The organism is Streptomyces sp. NPDC057543 (genome assembly GCF_042801895.1).
Classification (GTDB): Bacteria; Actinomycetota; Actinomycetes; order Streptomycetales; family Streptomycetaceae; genus Streptomyces.
This window is the reverse complement of sequence record NZ_JBHVFF010000592.1, coordinates 1-1,299: the sequence shown is the minus strand read 5'-3', so window position 1 is coordinate 1,299 and position 1,299 is coordinate 1. Positions and strand designations below refer to the sequence as shown.

At 67.5% G+C, this 1,299-nt stretch carries 1 protein-coding gene; it reads right to left on the bottom strand.

The window, feature by feature from the left end; all coding sequences use genetic code 11:
- Positions 1-201 precede the first annotated feature (201 nt).
- On the bottom strand, positions 202-1,209 hold the full coding sequence (locus ACFU8Q_RS41520; protein ID WP_384465419.1) for a DNA-directed RNA polymerase subunit alpha: 1,008 nt from the start codon (positions 1,207-1,209) through the stop codon (positions 202-204).
- Positions 1,210-1,299: the final 90 nt, after the last annotated feature.

The window sequence follows — 1,299 nt, the reverse complement described above, 5'->3', positions numbered from 1 at the left end:
GTCGGCCGGGTCGGTGGCCGGGCCGAGCTGCGCCTTGAGCCAGGCGCTGGCCGCCCGCCGGGACGGGGGTTCCCATAGGGGGCGCCGCACAACAACGGGTATGACTGGCAGGGCATCTGAGCTGCCGTAATGTGGCCGTTTGCCTGACCGGCCGTGCGAGCCGGGAGGCGACTCCCGGCTCCGCGCGACCCGGCGCAGGGTTCAGTACTGTTCGGTCTCGACGACGCTTGCGTCCGCGTCGCCGAAGGCGGCGGCGATCGGGTCGAATCCGGGCGGGCTGTCCTTGAGGCCCATGCCCATGCCGGCCAGCTTCGCCTTGACCTCGTCGATCGACTTCGCACCAAAGTTGCGGATGTCGAGCAGGTCCGCCTCGGAGCGGGCGACAAGCTCACCGACCGTATGGACGCCCTCGCGCTTGAGGCAGTTGTACGACCGGACGGTGAGCTCGAGCTCCTCGATCCGCAGCGCCAGATCGGCGGCGAGAGCGGTGTCCGTTGGGGAGGGGCCCATGTCGATGCCCTCGGCGTCGATGTTGAGCTCGCGCGCCAGACCGAACAGCTCGACCAGGGTCTTGCCGGCCGATGCCATGGCGTCACGCGGACGCATGGCCTGCTTGGTCTCGACGTCGACGATGAGCTTGTCGAAGTCGGTGCGCTGCTCGACACGGGTCGCCTCGACCTTGTACGTGACCTTCAGCACAGGGCTGTAGACCGAGTCGACCGGAATACGGCCGATCTCCTGGCCGACCTGCTTGTTCTGGACGGCGGAGACGTAGCCGCGACCGCGCTCGACGGTCAGCTCCATCTCGAGCTTGCCCTTGCCGTTCAGCGTGGCAAGCACCAGGCGCGGGTTGTGCACCTCGACGCCGGCCGGCGTCGCGATGCCAGCAGCGGTGACCAGGCCGGGGCTCTGCTTGCGCAGGTACATCACGACCGGCTCGTCGTGCTCCGAGGAGAGTTCCAGCTGCTTGATGTTGAGGATGAGGTCGGTGACGTCCTCCTTGACGCCCGGCACGGTGGTGAACTCGTGCAGGACACCGTCGATACGGACGGACGTGACAGCCGCACCCGGGATCGAGGAGAGGAGCGTCCGACGCAGGGAGTTGCCGAGGGTGTAACCGAAACCCGGCTCCAGCGGCTCGATCACGAACCGGGAGCGGAACTCGTCGACGACCTCTTCGGTCAACGACGGACGCTGGGCAATCAGCATGGGGTGGAGCCTCCAGATTTCGGCGCCCGCTATTTGACGCCGTAGACACCGCACGGTATCGGCAATACGACCTCCACGAGGCCGCGCGGC

What these genes read in the sequence shown, in the direction of transcription:
- ACFU8Q_RS41520 (WP_384465419.1), bottom strand. Translation starts at nt 1,209, where the DNA reads ATGCTGATTGCCCAGCGTCCGTCGTTGACCGAAGAGGTCGTCGACGAG.